This window comes from Streptomyces sp. MNU89 (assembly GCF_020982505.1).
Taxonomy (GTDB): Bacteria; Actinomycetota; Actinomycetes; order Streptomycetales; family Streptomycetaceae; genus Streptomyces; species Streptomyces xinghaiensis.
In genome coordinates this window covers 5530599-5552662 of the sequence record NZ_JAJKLL010000001.1, presented here as the reverse complement: position 1 = coordinate 5552662, position 22064 = coordinate 5530599, and the positions used below count along the sequence as shown (strand labels likewise).

The 22064-nt window shown below is 75.4% G+C and carries 17 protein-coding genes, 1 pseudogene and 1 riboswitch; of the genes and pseudogenes, 7 read left to right on the top strand and 11 right to left on the bottom strand.

Translation table 11 applies throughout. The features are described from left to right. Positions 1-3: 3 nt before the first annotated feature. Positions 4-747 (bottom strand): zinc ribbon domain-containing protein, encoded by a 744-nt coding sequence (locus tag E4N63_RS23690; protein WP_185831344.1) that lies wholly within the window; start codon positions 745-747, stop codon positions 4-6. Further along, positions 744-1619 (bottom strand): Nif3-like dinuclear metal center hexameric protein, encoded by an 876-nt coding sequence (locus tag E4N63_RS23685; RefSeq protein ID WP_125626048.1) that lies wholly within the window; start codon positions 1617-1619, stop codon positions 744-746. Before E4N63_RS23685 ends, E4N63_RS23690 begins: the two co-directional genes overlap by 4 nt. A gap of 509 nt (positions 1620-2128) precedes the next feature. Between E4N63_RS23685 and E4N63_RS23680 the strand changes: the two genes are divergently transcribed. Next, entirely contained in the window at positions 2129-3265 is a 1137-nt protein-coding gene (locus tag E4N63_RS23680; protein WP_125627073.1) for a hypothetical protein, read from the top strand. Between the two features lie 510 nt (positions 3266-3775). Here the strand turns inward: E4N63_RS23680 and E4N63_RS30780 are convergent. Then, positions 3776-3904: a hypothetical protein gene (locus E4N63_RS30780; protein WP_268271047.1), complete on the bottom strand. Its 129-nt coding sequence runs from the start codon at positions 3902-3904 to the stop codon at positions 3776-3778. 385 nt (positions 3905-4289) lie between these two features. After that, on the bottom strand, positions 4290-5024 hold the full coding sequence (locus E4N63_RS23675; protein ID WP_230241646.1) for an SDR family NAD(P)-dependent oxidoreductase: 735 nt from the start codon (positions 5022-5024) through the stop codon (positions 4290-4292). Between the two features lie 661 nt (positions 5025-5685). Between E4N63_RS23675 and E4N63_RS23670 the strand changes: the two genes are divergently transcribed. The 4 genes and pseudogenes from E4N63_RS23670 (at position 5686) to E4N63_RS23655 (ending at position 8976) form a co-directional block, all read left to right on the top strand. Then, positions 5686-6273, top strand: coding sequence for a class I SAM-dependent methyltransferase (locus tag E4N63_RS23670; RefSeq protein WP_230242614.1), 588 nt, complete (start codon positions 5686-5688; stop codon positions 6271-6273). Positions 6274-6296: 23 nt separating this feature from the next. Next, positions 6297-7238, top strand: a complete 942-nt coding sequence (locus E4N63_RS23665; protein WP_230241645.1) for an N-acetylmuramoyl-L-alanine amidase — start codon at positions 6297-6299, stop codon at positions 7236-7238. 234 nt (positions 7239-7472) lie between these two features. After that, positions 7473-8346 (top strand): annotated as a pseudogene (locus E4N63_RS23660) (hypothetical protein). A gap of 333 nt (positions 8347-8679) precedes the next feature. Then, a complete protein-coding gene (locus E4N63_RS23655; RefSeq protein WP_039818594.1) occupies positions 8680-8976 on the top strand; it encodes a hypothetical protein in 297 nt (98 codons plus the stop codon). A 54-nt stretch (positions 8977-9030) separates the two neighbouring features. Here E4N63_RS23655 and E4N63_RS23650 read toward each other — a convergent pair whose 3' ends face one another. From E4N63_RS23650 to E4N63_RS23640, 3 genes are read right to left on the bottom strand one after another with little or no spacing between them, the layout of a single operon-like run. Beyond that, complete coding sequence (locus tag E4N63_RS23650) at positions 9031-10116, bottom strand: prenyltransferase (protein ID WP_230241644.1); 1086 nt, start codon at positions 10114-10116, stop codon at positions 9031-9033. Further along, positions 10113-10883 (bottom strand): class I SAM-dependent methyltransferase, encoded by a 771-nt coding sequence (locus tag E4N63_RS23645; RefSeq protein ID WP_125626805.1) that lies wholly within the window; start codon positions 10881-10883, stop codon positions 10113-10115. Before E4N63_RS23645 ends, E4N63_RS23650 begins: the two co-directional genes overlap by 4 nt. Positions 10884-10919: 36 nt before the next feature. After that, positions 10920-12323: a glycosyltransferase family 4 protein gene (locus tag E4N63_RS23640; RefSeq protein ID WP_230241643.1), complete on the bottom strand. Its 1404-nt coding sequence runs from the start codon at positions 12321-12323 to the stop codon at positions 10920-10922. A 359-nt stretch (positions 12324-12682) separates the two neighbouring features. On the opposite strand from E4N63_RS23640, the gene E4N63_RS23635 reads away from it, so the two are divergent. Then, positions 12683-13399, top strand: coding sequence for a TetR family transcriptional regulator (locus E4N63_RS23635; RefSeq protein ID WP_228429767.1), 717 nt, complete (start codon positions 12683-12685; stop codon positions 13397-13399). A gap of 166 nt (positions 13400-13565) precedes the next feature. Continuing rightward, positions 13566-14195, top strand: coding sequence for a response regulator transcription factor (locus E4N63_RS23630; protein ID WP_228429768.1), 630 nt, complete (start codon positions 13566-13568; stop codon positions 14193-14195). Between the two features lie 89 nt (positions 14196-14284). On the opposite strand, the gene E4N63_RS23625 is transcribed toward E4N63_RS23630, so the two are convergent. The 4 genes from E4N63_RS23625 to lanKC all read right to left on the bottom strand — a co-directional run bounded on the left by E4N63_RS23625 (position 14285) and on the right by lanKC (position 21457). Continuing rightward, on the bottom strand, positions 14285-16120 hold the full coding sequence (locus tag E4N63_RS23625; protein ID WP_125625348.1) for an ABC transporter ATP-binding protein: 1836 nt from the start codon (positions 16118-16120) through the stop codon (positions 14285-14287). 275 nt (positions 16121-16395) lie between these two features. Further along, the gene (locus E4N63_RS23620; RefSeq protein ID WP_230241642.1) at positions 16396-18465 is read right to left on the bottom strand and encodes an ABC transporter ATP-binding protein; all 2070 of its coding nucleotides are present in this window, start codon (positions 18463-18465) and stop codon (positions 16396-16398) included. A 128-nt stretch (positions 18466-18593) separates the two neighbouring features. Beyond that, positions 18594-18728 carry a SapB/AmfS family lanthipeptide gene (locus tag E4N63_RS23615; RefSeq protein WP_019706186.1) on the bottom strand — a complete coding sequence of 45 codons (135 nt, stop codon included), beginning with the start codon at positions 18726-18728 and terminating at the stop codon, positions 18594-18596. Further along, complete coding sequence (gene lanKC, locus E4N63_RS23610) at positions 18725-21457, bottom strand: class III lanthionine synthetase LanKC (RefSeq protein WP_230241641.1); 2733 nt, start codon at positions 21455-21457, stop codon at positions 18725-18727. Before lanKC ends, E4N63_RS23615 begins: the two co-directional genes overlap by 4 nt. 384 nt (positions 21458-21841) lie before the next feature. Beyond that, positions 21842-22003: riboswitch (cobalamin riboswitch) on the top strand. The last annotated feature ends 61 nt before the right edge of the window (positions 22004-22064 follow it).

Below are 22064 nucleotides of genomic sequence, written 5' to 3'. Positions count from 1 at the left end.
GGTCTACAGCCCCGAGTCGGGCGTACGGACCAGGATGCGGCCGCAGTTCTCGCAGCGCAGCACCTGGTCGGGCGCCGCGGCGCGGACGTCGTTGACCTCGGTGATGTTGAGCTCCAGCCGGCAGCCCTCGCAGCGCCGCTGGTGGAGCCGGGCCGCGCCGACCCCGCCCTGCTGGACGCGGAGCTTCTCGTAGAGCTTCATCAGATCGGCCGGTACGGAGGCGGAGACGACCTCGCGTTCCTTGGTGAGGCTCGCGACCTCCTGGTCGAGCTCCGCCACGGCGTTGTCCCGGCGTGTGGCGGCGTCGGTGAGCTTGGCCTCCACGGACTCGACCCGCCCGGCCAGTTCCCGGGCCCGCTCCTGCGCGGACTCGCGGCGCTCCATGATCTCCAGGACGACGTCCTCCAGGTCGCCCTGGCGCTTGGCGAGCGAGACGATCTCGTGTTGGAGGTTCTCCAGGTCCCTGGGCGAGGTGACGGCGCCGGAGTCGAGCCGCTGCTGGTCCCGGGCGGCGCGCTGGCGCACCTGGTCGACGTCCTGCTCCGCCTTGGTCTGCTCGCGGGCGGTGTCGCTCTCCTCGGTCTGGGCGGCGACCAGCAGGTCGCGCAGCTGCGCGAGGTCGGCTTCGAGGGTCTGGATCTCGGCGTGCTCGGGCAGCGTCCTGCGCTTGTGCGCAAGCTGCGAGAGCCGGACGTCGAGGGCCTGGACGTCGAGAAGGCGGATCTGGTCGGCGGGCTCGGCGTTCAGTTCGGGGCTCCCGGGATGTCGGTGGAGGGGTCGGCGGACGCCGCGTGGGCGGTCCAGGGGTCGGTGACCGTACGGGAGACGTGGGTGCGCAGGTCCCACCCGTGGCGGTCGGAGATCTCGTCGAGCTGGGCGGCGGCCTGCTCGGTCCAGGGCCACTCGGTGGCCCAGTGCGCGGCGTCCAGCAGCGCCGGTCCGCGCCCGGAGTGCAGGGCGTGTTCGCGCGCCTCGGACGCCGGGTGGTGCCGCAGGTCGGCGGTGAGGTAGGCGTCGGCGCCCGCGCGCCGCACGTCGGCGAACAGGCTGTCGCCGGAGCCGCCGCAGACCGCGACGGTGCGGATCACGCGGCCCGGCTCGCCGGCGACCCGGATGCCCTGCGCGGTGGCGGGCAGCCGGGCGGCGGCGCGGCCGGCGAGCTCGGCGAGGGTCTCCGGCTCGTCGAGTTCGCAGATCCGGCCGAGGCCGCGGCGTCCCTCGGGGTCGGACGGATCGGGCACGAGCGGGCCGGTGATCCGCAGGTCCAGCGCGCCGGCGAGGGCGTCGGAGACACCGGGGTCGGCGCGGTCCGCGTTGGTGTGGGCCACGTGCAGCGCCACGGAGTTGCGGATCAGGGTGTGCACGACGCGGCCTTTGAAGCTGGTGGCCGCGACCGTCGTCGTCCCGCGCAGATAGAGCGGGTGGTGGGTGACGAGCAGATCGGCGCCGAGCCGTACGGCCTCGTCGGCGACCTCCTGCACCGGGTCGACGGCGAACAGCACGCGCCGGACGGGTGCGTCGGGATCTCCGCAGACGGTCCCGACGGCGTCCCACTCCTCGGCCCGCTCCGGGGGCCAGAGGGCGTCGAGCGCGGCGATGACTTCAGACAGTGCGGGCACGGGCAAAGGCTACCCGCACCCGGACCCTGCAGACCCGCCCCGGGCCCCTGCCCGGGCCCTCCCCGGCGGACCCGCCGGTGCCCCGCCGCCCCGGGCGGCCGGTGTCCGGGCAACCGGCGGGGACGGCAGCACATCTGTGCCCCTCCGCTCAGCCGGTTCGGGGGAACACCACCCGTACGCATGAAGCACCCCGGCTCCATGGGGCCGTTCCGGCGGACGAAACCCAGTATCGGTAACCGGAGGTGACCGAGCATGACGGCTTGTGTCCTGGAGACCGCCGTGGACGATGACACGGCACCGGCAAGACCCCGGCCCCCACCCCGGCGGAGGCCCCGGCGCTCACCATCGCCGCGGACGGCTCGTACGCCGCCCGGCTGCGGCCGGACCCCGACGGCGGCCTGTTCGCGGAGCGGTGGACCCTGGACGGCCCGGAGCCCTACGCCGTACGGCTGCCCGGCGTCCGCCCGGAGGAGCCGGGCAGCGAGGTACTGCCGCTGACGGACGGGCGGGTGCTGATCCGGCGCCGCCTGGAGGGGCGGCACGCCCTCGCGCTGCTCTACCCGGCCGGCCCCGTCACGGGCGAGCAGCCCGCCGGCTCGGTCGGCCGCGAGCGGCTGCGGCTGCTCCCGCCCGCGCCCGACGGCGTCACCGCCTACGCGCTGGCGCCCGGCGAGCGGTCCACGGAACTGTGGCGCGTGCACGGCGGACCCGCCGGGCCGGAGCGCGTCACCGAGATCCCCGGCCACTGCTCGGGCGGCGCCTGGCTCGACCGCGACGGCCACCTGCTGGCCCTGGACCGGACGGTGGACGGCCGCACCAAGACGATCACCGTCCATCTGCGGCACGGCGGCGAGACGAGCCCGCTGCTCCGGATCACGGAGGACAGCGACGACCGGCTGCTGCTCGCCGACCCGGACAGCGGTCTGCTGCTGCTGCGGTCGAACGCGCCGGGGCCCGACCGGCTGGGCTGGGGCGTGCTCGGCAGCGCCCGCCCGGCACGCTTCCCCGGTGCGCTGCTGTACGAGGCCGGCGGAGCGGCCTCGGCGGCCGGCACCACGCCGGTCCCCTTCGCGGTACAGCCCGGCCAGACGCTGCTGCCCGAGCACTGCGGAGTTGCCCTGCGGATCGACGGCCCGGACGGCCCCCGGGTGGGCGTCTGGCGGCCCTCCGAGCGTCGGCTGCGCCTGCTCACGGCGCCGCGGGGCTGGCTGCCGGGCACCGGGCTGTGGACGGCGGAGGGCGAACTCCGGCTGCCGTACGCCACGGCGGACGTGCCCTGCGGTCTGGGCCGGATGCCCCTGCCCGCCACCGCACCGCTCCTCCGCCCGGCCCGGGTGCCCCGGATGGCCTTCCGGATGATCTCCCGGAGGGACCTCCGGGCGGCCGCGGCGAGGGCTTCGGACACGCTGCCCGGAGCGGGCGCGTCACCGGGGGCACCACCGGCCGGAGCAGCCGGCCCGCCGCGGGGTGGGCCGGCACCGCCGACCGGCGGAGGGGGCGGCGCACCGGGCGCCGACGCACCGTCAACAGGCTTGTCACCGGAGCTTGCCGGGTCCTCGTCCGGCGGAACCCCGTCCGTCCCGCGCCCGGTCCCCCTGCGGGAGATGCCGACGGCGTGTCCCCGGCACCTCCGGGCGAGTCCATGACAGGGGTCCGGGATAAACTCCGGTGGGGGTCGGCGTCCGTCCACGACCGGTGCGCCACAGGGGACTTGGCATGACCGGCAGGCGCCTCATGCCGTGGTCGCGGTCGCGGGCCCCGGACACAGCACACAGTCAGTCAACGGGGTGATCCACCGACATGTCCGAAACACAGACCGAGACCATCGCGGCCCGCCCGCGCACGGGAACAGTCCCGATCTCCTCCGGCTCGGGAAAGCACCGGGGACCTGCCGCGTCCGAGGACGCCACGGCCCCCGCACGCGGCAGGCACCGCCGCCCGGCGCCGGAACGCGACGCCTGACCGGTCCTTCCGGCAGAAACCGTACGGCTGTGGCCGCCGGCCGACCCCGGCGGCCACAGCCGCGTCCGGGGACGGAGTCCCGGCGGCCACCGGCACGGAGCCGGGCGCCGGGGAGCACGGGGCCCCGTTGCTGCCGTCCGCACCCGCCCGTCACACGGCCGCCGGACGGGTTCCGGGAACGGCAGCCAGTGGCGTCAGGGGCTTTCCCGCTCGTTCGCTTCCCCCACCCCGGCCCGGGCGCGGCGGCGGCCCAGCAGGGCGCATCCCGCGATCACCGAGCCGACGGCGATGACCCTGGCGGCCTGGAGGTAGCCCTGCGCCACCTCGTCCGAAGTTCCGGGCAGGCCGAGGAAGACCCACGCCGCGGCGACGCCCCCACGACGATCAGTGCGACAGCCCCCACGTTCCCGTCCCCGCCCACCAGGGCTCCACGGGGCGGACCCGCTCGTCGGTCCGCTCAACATCCTTGTCGGTCACGATCGTTCTCCCGTGCGTGGGGGGGTGGTCGCGAGGGAGGACGCCGGCCCGGCGGTGCCCGGTTCTCGCCGGCCGAACTCTCCGGCTCGCAGCGCGAGCTCGTCGAGCCGACCCCGCACGGGCCTGCGGGCCTCGGACACACCGGCCCCGCCGCGGCGACGGCCGGCGTCGTCCGTGGCCGGCGGGTTCACCACACCGGCCGCCGTTGGGGTCCGCAGACCGGCCGGCTCCTCAGGTGCGCAGGTAGGAGGCGCCGTTGAGGTCCAGCACCGTGCCCGAGGACCATTCCGCCTCGGGAGAGGCCAGCCAGCGGACCGCCGCCGCGATCTCGTCCGGGTCCGCGACCCGGCCGTACGGGCTCTGGGCGAGGATGGCCGCGCCCTCCGGGCCGGTCAGCCGGTGTGCGACCCGTTCCGTGCCGATGAACCCGGGCGCAACCGAGGCGACCGCGATGCCGTACGGGGCGAGCGCGACCGCGAGGGACTGGCCGAGCGCGTGCACCGCCGCCTTCGTCGCCCCGTACGCCGGGTGGTCGGGTTCGCCGCGGAAGGCTCCCCGGGATCCGATGTTGACGATCCGTCCGCCCGTGCCCTGCTCGATCATCCATCGCGCGGCGCTGTGGGAGACATGGGCGGTGGCGAGCAGGTTGACGTCCACATGGCGGCGCCACGCCTCCGCCCATGCGGTGAAGCCGGTGGAGGCGGGCGGGTGCGGGGTGTTGACGGCCGCGTTGTTGACGAGGACGTCGAGGCCACCCAGCGCCTCACGGGCCGCGTCGGCCAGCCCGGCCGCCGCGCCGGGGTCGGCCAGATCGGCGCCCAGCAGCGCGTGGCCGTCCCCGTCGAGAGCAGCGAGGGTCCGCTCCGCCTCCGCGCGCCGCGTCCCGTAGTGCACGGCGACCCGGTCGCCGTTCGCCGCGAACACCCGGGCCAGCGCCCGGCCGAGTCCGCGTGAGGCACCCGTCACCAGGACCCGGCGGCCCCGCGCCGGGAACGGCGGTACGGCGGGCGGGGCAGCGGGGCGGCCGCTGCGGACGGGTCGGCGGAGCCGTTCGTCCCCGGCTTCCCTCCGGGACCGGGGTTCGCGGACGGGGGGTTGGCGGCGGTCATGGCGTACCACTTCCTCACTCTGCCGGCGTTCCGTGACGGGGCGGCCGCCGGCGCCGGTTCCGTGCCCCGCACCGGACCGCCCGGGCGGGCCCACCCTACGAGCGGCCCGCCCCGGACCGTCCCGGCCAACCCCGTCCCGGTCGTCCCGGCCGAACGGGGCTCCGGGCAACGCGGCCCGCGCCCGGTCCGGACACGGCGGGTGAGCCGGCCTCGGGGCAGTGACCCCGCCCGCTCCCCGTACGGCGCCCCCGCCCGCCTCCCGGCGTGAGCCGTCGGGCAGCATGGGGCTCTCCGCCGGCTCCGCCCGCCGCTCCCGGACGGCCGGGCGCCCGGTACCGAAGGAGAGACCCTGCCCGGAACGGCGGCCGGGCCGCGCGGTCCGTCCCGCCCCCGGCCGGCCGCACGGACCGCCCACCGACAAGCGACAAGAAGGACAGCCATGGCCCCCAGCCCCAGCAGGCGACGACCGCCCGGCCCGCCCGGAGGTGCTGGCCGCGTTCGAGGCGGCCAAGGGCTTCATGCCCGTCGACGAAGGGCTCGCCCTGTACGCCGCCGCCGTGGAGGCGGCCGGGCTCGGGCTGCCGCTGCTGGAGGTCGGCACCTACTGCGGCCGGTCCACGATCCTGCTGGCCGCCGCCGCCCGGGACGCCGGCACCGTCGCCGTGACCGTGGACCACCACCGCGGCTCCGAGGAGCAGCAGCCCGGCTGGGAGTACCACGACACCGGCCTGGTGGACCCGGAGGTGGGCCGGATGGACACCCTTCCCGTCTTCCGCCGGACCCTGTACGCGGCCGGGCTGGAGGACCACGTCATCGCGGTCGTCGGCCGCTCGCCGCAGGTGGCGCGGGTCTGGGGCCGGCCGCTGGGGCTGGTCTTCGTCGACGGGGGCCACACCGACGAGCACGCGACCGCCGACTACGAGGGCTGGACCCCGCATCTGGCGCCCGGCGGGCTGCTGCTCATCCACGACGTCTTCGCCGATCCGGCCGACGGCGGCCAGGCCCCGTACCGGATCTACCGCCGCGCCCTGGAGTCCGGGGACTTCACCGAGGTGTCGGCCACCGGCTCCCTGCACGTGCTGCGCCGTACGGGCGCGGAGGGCTGAGCCCCGCCGATAGCATCGCCGACGTGTCGAACGGCAACTCTTTCGCACGGCCCCGCAGGGCCCGCCGCCGTGCGCTGATCGGACTGGCCGTGCTCGGGACCGCCGGTGTGGCCGGCTGGCTGGTCTGGCAGCCGGCGGCCGGCGGCCCTGGCGGGGACGGTTCCGCGGGCGGCGCGGCGGCGGGACGGCCGCACGGCGGGGTCTCCCCGGCGCCGCCGACCGGGCCCGCGCCGGGGGCCCCGGACCCCTCGGCGGGTGACGGCTCGGGCAGCGGTACCGGGGACCGGGACGGGCCACTGGCCGGCCGGGTCGTCGTCATCGACCCCGGGCACAACCCCGGCAACCGCGAGCACACCCGGGAGATCGCCCGCACCGTCGACATCGGCACCCACCGCAAGGAGTGCGACACCACCGGGACGGCCACCGACTCCGGATACGCCGAGGCCGAGTTCACCCTCGATGTCGCCCGCAGGATCCGCACCCTGCTCGAACAGCGCGGCGCCGAGGTCGTGCTGACCCAGGACGGCGACCGCCCGTACGGGCCCTGTATCGACGAGCGCGCCGAGATCGGCAACGAGGCGGGCGCCGACGCCGTCGTCTCCGTCCACGCCGACGGCGCCCCGGCCGGCGCCCGGGGCTTCCATGTGATCCTCCCGGGCCGGGTCCGGGAGGGCCGGGCGGACACCGCCGCGATCACGAAGCCCTCCCGCGAACTGGGCGAGCGCGTCGCCGGCGCGTACGCCCGGGAGACCGGTTTCCGGCCCGCGGATTACCTCGGCGGCGGCACCGGCTTGGATGTACGCTCCGACCTCGGCGGGCTCAACCTCTCCACGGTCCCCAAGGTGTTCGTCGAGTGCGGCAACATGCGGAACGCGCGCGACGCCGAACAGTTCACCAGCGCACGGTGGCGCGGGCGCGCGGCCCGGGGGATCGCGGACGGCGTGGAGTCCTTCCTGACGACGTGAACGGCACCGCCCATGGCCCTCCCCGGCCGCCCTGGAGAAGGGGGAGAGCCGGGCCGAACGGGGAAACGGGGGAGGAAACGGGAAAGCGGGGAAAGCGAACGCCATGGTGACCCGCTGTCACACCCCGCACCACAGGGCGATTTGTCCGTCCGTACGATGGGGGGCCACCCCCGCGCCAGGCCACCCGCGCACCGGCGGCAGCAACCACACTCACGAGACGACGAAGGACCTTACGTGAACATCCGCTCCCTCACTCGAGGCGACGGCGTGGTGATCGGAGCAGCGGTGTTGCTGTTCATCGCCTCGTTCCTGAATTACTACTCCGTGGACTGCGAAGGCGAGTTCTGCGACCAGGCCAAGCAGGACCTGCCCAGCGCCTGGGACGTCGACCGGCTGATGCTGGTCCTGCCCGCTGTCTTCCTGCTCGGCCTGATCGCGACCGGTCTGCTGATCGCGGGCCGTTTCCAGCCGCAGGGCCGCAAGGTCCTCGGGCTGTCCCTCGGCGAGTGGGGCACCGGGCTGGCGCTGGCCGCCGCCTGGAACTCCGTCTGGGGCCTCATCGTGACGCCGGACGGCGTGAGCGTCGGTATCGGCGCGATCCTCGCGCTGCTCGGCGCGCTCGCGCTGGCCGCCGGCGCCCTGCTGCCGAGCCGGGTGCCCGCCCTCCAGGCGTCCCTGCTGGGCGCCCCGAAGCCGCAGGCCCCACCCCGCCGGGGCCGGACCGGGCGCCCCGGCCCCGGGCGGCTACGGCTACCCGGGCGGCCAGCAGCCGCCGCCGCAGGGCTATGGCTACCCGGGCCCGGCGGGACAGCCCGGCCCCGGCGGGCAGCAGCCGTCGTACGGCGGCCAGCCGCAGGCGGGGGCCCCGGCGCCCGGCCCGCAGACCGGCCGGCCGCCGCACGGTGGTGGCGACTTCTCCCCGTTCTGGTTCGCGGTGCCGGTGGCCCGCCCGCTGTACGCGGAGGACGGCTCCCCGACGCCGATCGCCGAACTGGCGCCCGGCACCTGGTACCTGGCGGTCGAGCAGCGCGGTCAGGCGCTCGTCGCGCAGACCCAGGACGGGCGGCGCGGCGTCCTCCAGGACACCTCCGGCATCCAGCGCGGCTGATCCCGGCGCCGCACGGCCCTTCACGGCGGCACCGCCTCGTGCCGCACGGTGCCGGGCACGGTGGTTTCCCCGGCCCCCGCTCCCCTGTTCCGTCCCGTCACCGGGACGTCCGGGAGAGCGGGGGCCGCGGACGTTCACGGGATGCTCCGCACAGCGGTAGCGGACGTCACGGGCCGGATGGACCCGGCGTCCCCGCGGGCCCGGCCGCCCCAGTGAACCCGGCAGCCCCGGCGGACCCGCCCGCCCGGTACCGGACTTGACGGTTCCGGGTGCTCCGTACCACTCGCGCCCCCGGAGGGGTTTCCGTGGCATGAACGGGGCAATACGCGCTGCATGAGCCCTTACCGACGTTCAGGCGGCAGTACCGCGGCCGCGGCGATCCGGCTGGTGGCTGATGTGGCCGCGGGAATCCTGGTCCTGTGGATCATCATGTATCTGCTCGACGCGAACCGGGCGAACGACCTGGTGAACTTCGTCCAGAACGCGGCCCACTGGCTGGCCGGATGGTCCCGCGACCTCTTCACGATGGAACTCGACTGGCTGCGCGTGGTGCTGAACTACGGGCTGCCGGCGGTGGTGTACCTCGCCATCGGGCACGCCCTGGCGGCCCGTATGCCGCGCGGGGCCTGACCCCCGGCCGGATGCGGGCCCGGCGGCCGCTCCCGCCCCGGCAGCGGCTGCGCCTCAGCAGCAGTCCGGGTCCAGCCCGGCGGGCAGCCGTTCGCCGCCGAAGACGGCCGTCGTGGCCTCGTCGCCCCCGAGGGCGGCCACGGCCAGCAGCACCGAGCCGGCCGTCCAGGTCGTCTGCTCCTCCGGCCAGAAGGCGGCGTCCTCGTAGACGTAGCCCGTCCAGTACATGCCCTCGCCGTCCCGGAGATGGCCGATCCAGCGGAGGATGTCCACGGCGCGGTCCGACTCCCCCATGGCCCAGAGGGCGAGCGCCAGTTCGGCGCTCTCACCGCCGGTGACCCACGGGTTCGGCAGCACGCAGCGGACGCCGAGTCCGGGGACCACGAAGTCGTCCCAGCCCTCCTCGATGCGCTCCTTGGCCGCGGTGCCGGTCAGCGCCCCGCCGAGGATCGGGTAGTACCAGTCCATGGAGTAGCGGGACTTGTCCAGGAAGCGCTCCGGGTGGTGCCGGATGGCGTGGGCGAGCAGTCCGGTCGCCAGCTCCCAGTCGGGCTGCGGGTCCTCGCGCTGCTCGGCGATGGCCAGGGCGCAGCGCAGCGCCTGGTGGATGGAGGAGCAGCCGGTGAGCAGCGCGTCGGTGACGGCCGCCCCCGCGTCGCCGTCGCGCTCCGGGGCCTCGCGCTTCCAGCCGATCTGCCCGCCGGGCTGCTGGAGGGTGAGGACGAACTCGACGGCGGCGTAGACGGTGGGCCACATCCGGTCGAGGAAGGTGTCGTCGCCGGTGGAGAGGTAGTGGTGCCAGACGCCCACGGCGACATAGGCGACGAAGTTGGTCTCCCGGCCGCGGTCGGTGGGTGCCGCCGGGTCGCCATCGGCGTAGGCCGCGTACCAGGAGCCGTCCGGCAGCTGGTGTTCGGCCAGCCAGCGGTAGGCGGCCTCGGCGCGCTCGTGTTCGCCCGCGGCGTCGAGGGCCATGGCGGCCTCGACGTGGTCCCAGGGGTCGAGGTGGTGGCCGCGGAACCACGGGATGGCGCCGTCCTCGCGCTGGTGGGCGAGGATGCCGGCCACGGTGGCGGCGGCCTGCTCGGCGGTGAGCACCCCGGGCAGGACCAGGCGTTCGGTACGGCCGGGGCTGGTCACGCCCGGCCCTCGGCGGTTCCGTCGGAGGCCGCGTCGACCGGGCCGGTGTCCGGGAGCCGCGGCTTGGTGGCGTAGACGACGAAGCTCTTGCCGATCAGCGGGTCGAGGGCGCGTTCGGCGACCCGGGTGAGCAGCGGCTTCTTCATGATGTCCCAGACCAGCAGCTTGTGGTACGCGCGGACGGGCAGCGCCTTGTCGTTGTCGACTCCGAAGGCGCATTTCAGCCACCAGTAGGGCGAGTGCAGCCCGTGCGCATGGTGGCTGCCGTAGGGGCGCAGCCCGGCTTCGCGGATCCTGCGGACCAGTTCCCCGGCACGGTAGATGCGGATGTGGCCGCCCTCGACCTCGTGGTACGCGTCGGAGAGCGCCCAGCAGACCTTCTCCGGCCCGTAGCGGGGGACGGTCACGGCGATCCGGCCGCCGGGCCGGAGGACGCGGACCATCTCGGCGAGCACACCCTTGTCGTCGGGGATGTGTTCCATCACCTCGGAGATGATGACGACGTCGAAGCTGTCGTCGGGGAAGGGCAGCGCCAGCGCGTCGCCCTCCATGGCGGTGGCGGTGGCGCCGGCCGGGGCCTCGCCCGCCTCCTTCATGGCGGCGAACCAGGTGGCGACCTCGCGGATCTCCTCGGTGTTGCGGTCGAGCGCCACGACGTGCGCGCCCCGCCGGTAGCACTCGAAGGCGTGCCGGCCCGCGCCGCAGCCGAGATCGAGCACGCGGTCGCCCGCGGCCAGCGGAAACCGGGAAAAGTCGACGGTCAGCACTCGGGGTCTGCCTCTTTCGGTCGGGGGTGCGTCCGGTCAGCCGCGCGGACGGCCGGTGGAGGGCGGTGGGGGCGGCGGCTCCGGACGGAGGGCGCCCTGCCGCTCCACGGCCCGCCGGTAGTGCTCGACGGTGCCGCGGGCGGCGCGGGCCCAGGTGAAGCGGGAGAGTACGCGTTCCCGGCCGGCGTGGCCGAGGCGGCGGCGCAGCGCGGGGCCGTCGTGGGGGTCGAGCAGCCGGCCGAGCGCTGCGGCGAGGGCTCCGGCGTCGCCCGGCGGTACGGCCAGGCAGGTCTCGCCGTCCTCGCCAGCGACCTCGGGGATGGCCCCGCCGGTGGTGGCGACCAGCGGGGTGCCGGTGGCCATGGCCTCGGCGGCGGGCAGGGAGAAGCCCTCGTAGAGGGAGGGCACGCAGGCGATCTGGGCGCCGCGCACGAGGTCGGCCAGTTCGGTGTCGCTGATGCCCTTGACGAACTCGACGGCGTCGGCGAGGCCGTAGCGTTCGATGGCGGCGGCGACGGGCCCGTCCTCGGCGCGCTTGCCGACGACGACCAGGTGGGCGCCGGGGTGCTCGGTGCGGAGCTTGGCGAGCGCCTCGACGAGGTGGACCAGGCCCTTGAGGGGGACGTCGGCGCTGGAGGTGGTGACGATCCGGCCGGGGATCTCGGGGACGGAGGGGTCCGGGGAGAACAGTTCGGTGTCGGCGCCGATGTGGACGACGTGGATGCGGTCCCCGGGCACGCCGAGGTGTTCCACGATCTCGTCGCGGGAGGTGCCGGAGACGGTCAGCACGGACGGCAGCCGGCGGGCGACGCGCTTCTGCATGCGGGTGAAGCCGTACCAGCGGCGGACGGAGGCGCGGCGCCGGGGTCCGGTGGCGGCGTCGAGGTCGAGCCGCCGGTCCACGGTGATGGGGTGGTGGACGGTGGTGACGAGCGGGGCGCCGAGCCGGGCGGGGCCGCCGAGCAGGCCGTAGCCGAGGGTCTGGTTGTCGTGGATGACGTCGAACGCGCCCCGGCGGGCGGCGAGATGGCGGCGGGCACGGAGGCTGAAGGTGAGCGGTTCGGGGAAGCCGCCGGTCCACATGGTGGCCACTTCCAGGGCGTCTATCCAGTCGCGGTACTCGCCGGGCTTCGGGGTGCGGAACGGGTCGGGCTGCCGGTAGAGGTCGAGGCTGGGCAGTTCCGTGAGGCTCACTTTGCCGGGGCCGGGGGTCTCGTCGAGGACCGGGTAGGGCTGGGAGCCGATGACCTCGACGGAGTGGCCGAGCGCGGCAAGTTCGCGGGAGAGGTGCCGGACGTAGACGCCCTGGCCGCCGCAGAACGGGTTGCCCTTGTAGGTGAGAAGGGCGATGCGCAGTGGGCGTCCGCCGTCGGACGCGAGGGGGCCGGGGGTTCCGGCGGAGGGGCTCGATGCGGCTGCCGGTGCGGCCTCAGCGGTCACTCTTCGGGCCCCTTCTCACTTCAGTTCTGCCGGAGCGTAGCGGCTCGCGCCAATCTAGAACAAGTTTCAGCTTGGCCGGCCGCCCGGCCGCCCGTCCGTCACCCCGCCCGGCTGTCCGCCCGGCCGTCCGCGTGGTCGCCCGCCGTGGTCGTCCGCCGTGGGAGGAGCTTCGAATCTACCGGCAGGTAGCCCTTACCGCCGGTCCGGGCCGGGTGATTCGCACCACGGTCGGCGCGCCGCCGGGCCTTTCCGCACCTCCGGAGCCATGCCCTGAGCTTGCGCCCGCCGTGAGCACTCGGGCACGGTGAGGTGCCCCTGCGGATGGCGGCGCACACCGGAGATGCCACGGATCGGGACATATGACCACGGAATCAGCGTCACAGCTCTCCCCATCGCGTCTGACGGAGCGTCAGGAAGCCCGTCGTCGATCGATCCTGCGTGCGAGTGCCGAACTCGCGAGCCGGGGCGGCTTCGACGCCGTGCAGATGCGCGAGGTGGCGGAGAGCTCCGGGGTCGCCCTCGGCACCCTCTACCGCTACTTCCCGTCCAAGATCCATCTGCTGGTCGCCACGCTGCGGGACCAGTTGCAGCGGCTGTACGAGACACCGGCGAGAAGACCCGTGACCGCGGAGGCGCCCTCGGCCCGGGTGGCCGAAACGGTGCTGCGCGCCTTCCGCGCGATGCGGCGCGAGCCGCTGCTGGCGGACGCGATGGTGCGGGCGCTGACCTTCGCCGACCGGTCGGTGAGCGAGGAGGTGGCCGCCGTGTCCCGGCTGACCACCACGATCATCCTGGACGCCATGGGGCGGACCGGCGCCCCGGGCCCCGAACTGCTCTCGGCGGTCCGCGTCATCGAGCACACCTGGCACGCGACGCTCGTGGCCTGGCTGGCGGGCCGTTCCTCCACGGAGAGGGTGCGCACCGACATCGAGACCGCCTGCCGGCTCATCGACCTCACAGCACCGCGGAGGGCGGGGACACCGGGAAGCGCGGAAGAGGCGCGCCAGGGGGGCGCGGAGGCGGCGCACGCGGGGGGTGCGCGAAACCCCGGAAAAGCTCCGGAACACGCCCGCTGAACCGACTACAGCACGGGACGTAGGGCAAGTCCGTATGCCAAGTCCCGTGTCGGCCGTTCCCTCGCCTGCGTTGTGGGAACGCGCTCTTGGACGACTGAACTGTTCAGATGTTCCGACGGACACATGGGAGACCACCGGTGCACACGAGTCTGGAGGGGACGGGCAAGTGATCCGGGTACTTCTGGTGCACGACATCGGGCTTCTGCGGTCGGCGCTGGCCGCACTGCTGGGGAGGGAGCACGATTTGGAAGTGACGGCGGCGACCTGGGACAAGTTCCCGGCGCGGGCGCAAGCCACCCGTCCGGACGTCTGCGTGGTCGACGCCGACAACCCGGCCTCGGAGTCGCTCTCCGCGGTCCTGGAAGCCGCCGAACCGGAGGGCCGGGAGGCCCAGGGGCTCCGGTCCGGGCGCCGCAGCGCGCTGCTCGCCCTGGTGACCGCGGGACGGCCGGGCGCGCTCCGCCGCGCCTTCGACGCCAGCGCCCTGGGGTACGTCAGCAAGAACGCGACCCCGCAGCGATTACTGGACGCCATCCGCAAGGTGTCCAAGGGCGAGCGATTCGTGGACGAATCGCTCGCTTTCGGCTTCATGCAGGCGGCCGAGATGCCGCTGACGGCACGCGAGCTGAGCGTGCTCTCCCTGGCCGCCGAGGGCGCGCCGATCGCCGAGATCGCCAAGAGCCTGCATCTGTGCAACGGGACCGTGCGCAACTACATGGCCTCGGTGATCCGCAAGACCGGTGCGAGAAACCGCATCGACGCCGTTCGTATATCGCAGAGCGCCGGCTGGGTCTGAGTCCTGCCCCGGCCGCCGCCGACCCGGCCCCGGCCTCGACGGGGCCGGGTCGGCGGGCGGCGGGCTATCCGGGTCCCCCGGGCGCACCGTCAGACGCGCACGGTCTGCCAGTGGCCCACGAGATCGCGGTAGAGGCCGGAGCGGTCCAGTAGTTCGTCGTGACTGCCGCAGACCGCGTGCACCCCGTCCATCACCAGCACCCGGTCGGCCCGGCGGGCCGAGCTGATCCGGTGCGCGACCGTGATGACCGTGCCCGGCCGCTCCGCGAACGCGCGCTCGGCCCGCTCCTCGGCCACCGGGTCCAGATGACAGGTCGCCTCGTCCAGCAGCACCACCGGGGCGGGGGACAGATGCGCCCGGGCCAGGGCGATCAACTGCCGCTCCCCCTGCGACAGCACGGCGGGGTCGACGACGGCGTCGAGACCGCCGAGCCGGTCCGCCAGCCCGGTCAGGCCCACCGCCTCCGCCGACGCGGTCACCGCCTCCGGCGGGGCGCCGTCCGGGCAGAGGTAGAGCAGGTTCTCCCGCAGGGTGCCGGTGAAGACGTACGCCTGCTGGGGGATGAGGACCCGCAGCCGCGCGGGTTCCCCGGCCGGCCACGAGCGGGCGGGTCGGCCGAGCACCCGGACCTCCCCCCGGCCGGGGGTCAGCAGCCCGGCGACCAGGCCGGTCAGGGTGGACTTGCCGATGCCGCTCGGCCCGACCACCGCCAGGCACTCCCCCGCCCCGACGGTGAGGTCCAGATCGCGCAGCACGGGGTGCGCCCCGGCGCCGTAGGCGAAGGTGACCGAACGGAGTTCGACGGCCGGCGCGCCCGGCTCCGGCCCGCCGTCCGGGACCGCGTCCGGGACGGCGTTCAGGACCACGTCCGGTCGTCCGCCCGGCGCGGGGGGCGCCGCCGAGGAGGACGCGTGCGGATGCGGCACCGCGGCGCCGCCCTTGACGGAGCCGGGCGCCCCCGGGCCCGGCGTCTCCGCTCCCGGCGGTCCGTCGTGGCCGCCGGTGAGCCGGTCCAGGATCACCAGCAGCCGGGTGCCCGCGGCGCCCAGCGCCGTCATCAGGGTGTGCAGCGCGGGCAGCAGCGACTGCGTCAAGTAGGTCAGCGCGCCCAGCAGTTCACCGGCCGTGACTCCCCGGTCCAGCAGCCAGGGTGTCGCGAAGACCAGCAGCAGGACGGGCAGTTGCCCGGCCACCCCGAGCGACAGGGTGCGCGCGGCGGCCCACCGGGCGAGCGACCGCGCGGCGCCCACCTCGGCATCGGCGAGCCGCGCGGCCCGTGCCGCCGTACGGTCCTCGGCACCGCAGGCCACGATGTCCCGGACACCCCCGGCGACGGCCCCGTACTCCTCGGCGAGCGCCTCGTCCGCGCGGAGGTAGTCGCGCTGCCGGGCGGCCATCGGGATCAGCGTGGAGAGGAACAGGGCCAGGCCCAGCAGCAGCGGCGGCCCGACGACGAGCAGCAGCTGGGGGGCGAGGGAGGCCAGTCCGAGCAGGGCGCCGGCGGCGGTGAACAGGAAGGAGCGGGCCACCAGCACCAGTCCCGCGAAACTGTCCCGGGCGGTCTCCGTCTGGTGGGTGATCCGGGAGACGACGGCGCTGTCGGCCCGCGCCGGATCGGCGACCGCCTCGCGCAGGGAGGCCGACACCACCCGGCGCAGCAGCCCGTCGCGCAGGGGTTCGACGAGGCCGGCCAGCCCGCGGAACACGCCCTGGTTGGCGAAGCCTCCGACGACGACGGCCGTGGCGGCCACGGCCAGCCAGAGGAGTCCGGTGCGGGTGTCCCCGGCGAGGAAGCCGCGGTCGAGGGCCTGCGCCACGCTGTAGCCGCCGAGGAAGGTGTGCGCCGACTCCAGCAGCGACCAGCCGCCGAGCGCGGCGAGGACGCGGAGCCGCGCCCCGAGGAACCGGCGCGCCTGCGGCAGGATCCGCCGCAGCGCCCCCCGCCCGGCCCGGTCCTCCCCGGAGCGGGGCCGCGGTGCCGGGTCCTCTCCGGGCCGGTTCCCTCCGGTCCGGTCCGGTCCCGGCCGGTCCGGTGCCGCCGGGTCCGGTCCGGCACGGTCGCGTCCCGTCGCGGTGCCCCGCCCCGCGGCGGGGTCCTCCCACCGTGCTCCAGGGTTCTCGCGCCGTGCGGCCGCCCCGGGCCCGGGTGCGGATGCGGGGCGCCGCTCCGGCGTGGTGTCCTCCGTGCGTCCGGGCCGGGTCACGGGGCGCCCCCCGTCCGGCCCCGGTCACCGGGGCCGGGGCCCGGGGCACCGCTGACCGCCGGGCCGGGCGGCTCGAGCGCTTCGGCGTCGGCGTCGGCGTCCGTGCCGGTGCCGGCGAAGACCGCGCGGTACGCGGGGCGTTCCCACAGGACCTCGTGCGGCCCCACGGCGCGGACGCGGCCGTTCTCCAGCCAGACCACCAGGTCGGCGCGGGCCGCCGAGGAGACCCGGTGGGCGATGAGCAGGCGGGTGCCGGCCCGTACGTCCCGGGTCAGGGCGCGGCCCACCTCCAGCTCGGTGACGCTGTCCAGGCTGGAGGTGGCGTCGTCCAGCACCAGCAGCCGGCCGGCGTGGGCGAACGCCCGTGCCAGTCCGAGGCGTTGGAGTTCGCCGCCGGAGAGCGGCGCGTCGGCGAGCCGGGTGGCGTAGCCGGCGGGCAGCAGGCGGATGAAGGAGTCCGCGCGCGCGGTGCGGGCGGCGGACCGTACGGTCTCCTCCGGGGGCTCGCCGGCGCCGAAGGCGATGGCCCCGCCCACGGTGCCGCCGAACAGCGCCGGGCGTTCGAAGGCGTAGCCGACCTCGCGGCGCAGCTCCGTCCGGTCGAGTTCGGGCAGCGGCACGCCGTCCAGCAGGACGGTGCCGCCGTCCGGATCCTCCAGCCGGCCGGCCACGGCGGCCAGGACCGACTTGCCGGCGCCGGAGCGCCCGACGACGGCGGCCGTGACGCCGCCGGGGACGGTGAGGTCGACGCCGTCCAGCACCCGGGCGCCGCCCCGGACGACGGTGACGCCGCGCAGTTCGAGCCGGCCGGGCCCGCCGGACGGCAGACGGCGGGTGCCGTGGCGCACGCGCGGCGCGGACAGCAGTTCGGCGGTGCGGCGGGCGGCGGCCCGGCCGCGCACCAGGGCGCTGAGCTGGCCGACGACGGCGCCGATCCCGGCGGCGAGTCCCGCGTAGCGGGAGGCGGCCAGGAGTTCCCCGATGCTGAGCTGCCCGGCTGCCAGCCGCACTCCGCCAACGGCCAGGACGGCGGTGGTCAGCAGCGGCACCAGGATGCCGCCCTGGGTGACGGCGCGGCCGTAGACCTGCCACATCCGGCGCCCCTGGGCGTCGAGTTCGGGGAGGGGCGCGAGCACCCGGTCCCGCTCACGGCGCGCCGTACCGGCGGCCGCGACGGTTCGCGCGCCGCCGAGTGCCTCCATCAGCCGGGCGGCGATGTCTCCCTGGATGCGCTGGTAGCGCGTCACGCTGTCGGAGGAGCTGCGGACGAAGACCCGCAGGAGCAGCAGGAGGACGGGCACCCCGGCGAGGAACACCGCGGCGGTCCAGACGTCGACGAGGACGAGGGCGACGATGCCGCCGACCGGTGTGAGGAGCGAGGCGGCGGAGGCGGCCGCGGTGGCGGGGACGGTGCCCGCCTCGGCCGCGTTGCCGGTCAGCCGGGTCACGACGTCGCCCGGGGTGAAGCGGGCGGCGCGGCGCGGGCCGACGGAGAGGAGGTGGGCGGTGCCGCGGTTGCGCAGCCAGGCCGTGGAGCGGGCGTTGGTGACGCCGGTGGCGTGGGCGGTGAGCGCGTCGAGCAGGACCTCGGCCGCGAGCAGCACGCCGCAGAGCGCCACCCACGGCCGGGCTCCGTCCCGCCTGGCGAGCAGCAGGTCGAGGGTGTGGCCGAGCACGGCGGGCAGCGCGATGGTCGCGGCGGCGGAGGCCGTGGTGGCGAGGAGGATCAGGACGGCCCGGCCGGTGCTGCGGCGCGCGGCGCCGACCAGCAGCCGGCGGGCGCCGGGGGCCGGGTCCGCGGGAGAGGCGCCGGTGGCGGCCGGAGGGGTGCGGGCCTCGTCGTGGCGGCGGGCGCCGGCGGTCCGGGCCCTGCCGTTGCGGGTCTTGCCGTTGCGGGCCTTCCCGGTGCGGGCCCTCTCGCGGGCTTCCGCGCCGCGTGGTTGCGCGCCGCGGTCTTCCGCACGGCGGGCTTCCCCGCCCGGGGTGACGGCCCGTGCGCCGGGGGAGCGGTCCCCGGCGTCCCGGGCTTCGGCGGAGGGGCCGGTGCCGGCCGGCTCGGTGGCCATGGGCTGCGGTGTCTCCCCTCCTCCGGTGACGCGCGGACGAAGGCGGCGCGTACGGTGAGCGTGCGGCCCCGGGCGGAATGCCGCCGCCCGGGACCGCGCTGAGCTGACCTGCCGACTAGCGGCTCAGATCAGTTGCAGGTGGTGACGCTCAGGGAGCTGTCGCCGCAGAGCAGCAGGGAGGCGCGGGAGCCGCCGCCCGTCGCCAGCTCGCCGGTGATCTCCTCGGCGGGGGTCTCCATGGTCTGCAGGTCGAGAAGGGTCATGACACTGTCCTTTCCTTGATGTCCGTGGGGACGGGATTTTTTTGGGTACGGCCTCCGGCGGAGACCGGCTCGTGGGGCCGCCCGGCGGGCGGCGGGAGGAAGGGCAGGTGCACGGGAGAGCCGTGCAGCGCGCTGCCCAGGGCGAGCAGGCACCCGGCGGTGCCTGTGCTGAGGTCCATGGAGAGGCGCATCATCTGCTCCCCGGGGAAGGCGAGTTCCCCGCGGAACGGGACGGCGCCCCAGGTGAGGGCGGTGATCTGGCGGCGCAGGGCGGTCTCGTCCGTGCCCGGGCCGCCGGTGGTGGTGCGGGCCAGGTGCAGGACCATGCCGGCCGCGCCCCGGAACAGCCCGGGCTGGGCGTAGAACTTGCCCTGGGCGGCCCGCACGATGTCGCGGCGCGCCCGGTCGAAGTCCTCGTCGTGACGGTGGGCCAGGTAGTCGTCGAGAACCATGCCGATGCCGACGCTGCCGGCGCCCAGGTAGGGCATGGTGCGCTTGCCCTCGTCGACCTGGAGCGCGCCGTCGGGACCCTTGACGCAGCGGGCGAGGTCGCGGCGCAGGGCCTCGGCCGCGAGGTCCAGCAGCGCGGGGTCCCAGGTGCGCTCGTACCGGCGGAGGAAGAGCAGGGCCTGGCCGGCGGCGCCGTGGAGGAGCCCGGCGCGCGGCACTCCGCCACCGGTCCGTCCGGTGCCGCCGCCGGTGCCGCCCTCGGTGCCGTCGGAGCGGGCGAACCGGTCCGCGACGATCCGGGTGCAGCGCGCGGCCGCGTCCTCCAGGGCGATCTCGCCCGTGCTCGCGCCCAGGGAGTCCAGGGCGAGGGCGATGCCGGCGAGTCCGCTGTGCAGGTCGGGCGCCATGCCGGACCAGTCCTCGGCGAGGGTGAGCCCGGCCAGTTCCAGGGCGCGTTCCCGGTGGCCGAGGCGGTCCAGGGTCCAGGCGATGCCGGCGAGTCCGTCGTAGAAGCCGAGGGGGGTGCCGGGGGCGGGGCGTTCGGAGCGGCGCAGCAGCCACTCCTCCGCCTCCGGATGCCGTCCGCCGCCGGTCTCGGCGAGGGCGTGCAGGACGCCGGCCGCGCCGTAGCCGTAGCAGAGGCCGCCGCCCGCCCGGAACTGGGCGATGTCGCCCGGGAAGTAGCGGTCGTGGCGGTCCGGGGTGGCCGAGGCGAGGATGGCGCGGACCATGGAGTCCCGGCTGTGCGGCCAGTCCGCGGGATCGACGGGCAGATACGGGGCCCGGGTGGCCGGGGCGCTGCCGGCCGCTTCGTCCGCTCCGGCCGCCGGCGGTTCGGCGGCTGGGTCGCGGAGGATCTCGGCGACCGCCTCGTCGAGGAAGTCGCGGGCCACCGGGAACTCCCGGGCGGCGATCTCCGCGAGATGCGCGGCCTTGCCGCGGTCGATGGCGAAGAGGCTCGTGAGCGGGAGGAAGAGGGCGATGCGCAGACAGGCGAGCGCATAGCGGTCGACGTCGAAGCCGCGGTGCCCGGCCGGGGCGACGAAGCCCGGATTGGCGACCACCTGGCGGCGGCCCTCGTCGATGTGCGCGGCGGCCTCGAAGTCGAGGAGGGCGACGGAGGATTCGTCCTCGGAGACCATGATGTTGAACAGATGCAGGTCGTTGAAGACGACGCCGCGGGCGTGGACCGCCTCCACGGCCTCGGTCACCATGCCGTGCATCCGTATCGCCCAGTCCGTGTATCCGGCGAGCGCCTCCGGTGAGGGGTCGGCCTCGATGAGCGGGTGCCGGCGGGCGAAGAAGGTGTTGAGCGGCTTGCCCTCCAGGAACTCCATCACCATGAAGTGGTGGTCGCCGAGGACGAAGGAGTCGCGCACCTCCGGGGTGTACGGCAGCCCCGACAGGCGTTCGAGGGCGGCGCGTTCGCGCTCCAGCCTGCTCACGGCGTCGGCTCCGTCGGCCGCGAGACCCGCGTGGGGCCGGGCCTCCTTGAGGACGACCTTCTCGCCGGTGCGGGTGTCCGTCCCGGCGTAGACACCGCCGCCGTTGGAGAAGTGCAGGGCCTTCTCGATGCGGTACGGGATGCCGGTGGTGCGGGTGGCCGTGCGGGCCTCGATGTGCGGGGTGAGGCAGGCCGGGGGCTCCACCCAGCCGGGTATGTGGAAGGCCGGGTCCCGGCGGTCGGGTACGAGCTTCCCCTCGGCGTTCTCCACGGCGGGGCGCAGGACGCCCTGCTCGTCGTAGCAGTGCCGTTCGGTGAAGCTGCCGTAGCGCACGTGGACCGGGCCGGCGCCCCAGCGCAGATCGCTGAGGATGTACGGGCCGGGCTCTCCGTCGAGGAGTTCGCCGAGCTCGCGGGCGATGGTCCCGAACTGCTCGTCGTTCTCCGGGTAGACGGTGATGAACTTGCCGCTGCCGCCCCGGTCCGCGTACTTGGCGTTGCGGGTGCGGAGGAGGTGCCGGCCCGGGATGAACTTGAAGGCCACCGACCGCGGCACGCAGTAGTCCCAGACCTGGGTGAGGATCTTCTCGGCGTTGTCGAGCGTGGCCGAGACGTGGATCTTCCAGCCCTGGGCGGGCAGCGAGGTGTCGAGCGGGCGGAAGGCGAGCCAGTCGCCGTTGCTGTGCCGCTGCCATCCCTCGGGAGCCTCGCGGCGGGCGTGCTCGTAGAGGGCGCCGGGCGCTCCGGGGGTGTCCTCGGTGCCGGCGGAGAGCCGGTGCGGGGCGTCGTAGAACGTGCGGTCCGCGTCGCAGTACACGGCGTACCCCAGGTCCATGACGCTCCTTCGTCCCGTCCGGTGGTGCGGGCCTCTCGGTGTGATTCGAGCTTGTCACCGGCGGGCGCCGGCGGAACAGTCACAGCTGTCACGACCCTGATGTGCGGAACGCACGAGTAAGTTACGGCAGTTCGAATGCCGCCGAACGGCCTCCTCTCGGCCCTCCACACGGCCTCTGACCTGGGTCAAACCGGTCATGCGCCCGGGGTGGCGCCCGCCCCGGACAGCCGCTTCCCCCCGTCCGGCACTCCCTTCCGGAGCGCTCCGCGCCCCTGCGGACGGGCCCGCCGCGGCCCGCCGGGACGCACGCCGCGACGCGGACCGGGAGACGGGCCGAGAGGCGTGCCGGGAGGCGGCCGGCGGGCTGGGCCGGACACCCGTTCGATGATCTTCTACCGGCCGGTTAGGGTGTCTTCCGACAACTTCATCCGTGCCCTGACAGGGGAAGACCGGTGCGAATCCGGCGCTGACCCGCAACCGTGAGTACACCCCGCGCCCCGCGCGGCCGTACGAGCCGGAGCACCTGTCCGGGCGCGAACAGGCTCCCGTCCGCCGGTGCGGCGCCCTCCGCGGCGCCCGGCCGCGGACGGCACCGTCGAGGTCTACG